Genomic DNA, 478 nt, shown 5'->3' with positions numbered 1-478 from the left:
GCTGAAGCAGACCTCCCTGAACACGGATACGGCCGTGGAGATGATCGGGGTCAACAAGTGGTATGGCGAGTTCCATGTGCTGCGCGACATCAACCTGAAGGTGGCGCGCGGCGAGAAGCTGGTGATCTGCGGCCCCTCAGGCTCGGGCAAGTCGACGATGATCCGTTGCATCAACCGGCTCGAGGAACACCAGAAGGGCCAGATCATCGTCGATGGCACCGAGCTGACCAATGATCTGAAGAAGATCGACGAGATCCGCCGCGATGTCGGCATGGTCTTCCAGCACTTCAACCTGTTCCCGCATCTGACGATCCTGGAGAACCTGACGCTCGCCCCGATCTGGGTGCGCAAGATGCCGAAGAAGGATGCCGAGGAGATCGGCATGCACTATCTCAAGCGCGTGAAGATCCCGGAGCAGGCGCTGAAATATCCGGGCCAGCTCTCGGGCGGCCAGCAGCAGCGCGTCGCGATCGCGCGC

General features: G+C 61.3%; 1 protein-coding gene. It reads left to right on the top strand.

The features are described from left to right. Window positions 1–40: 40 nt before the first annotated feature. Window positions 41–478, top strand: a 438-nt coding sequence (locus tag AC1DIO_RS35470; RefSeq protein WP_476854967.1) for an amino acid ABC transporter ATP-binding protein, incomplete at its 3' end; no start/stop codon positions are given.

The organism is Allobosea sp. 05T439, assembly GCF_056396005.1.
Note: the sequence above shows the minus strand (reverse complement) of the source record. Positions and strands in the feature narration are given on the sequence as shown.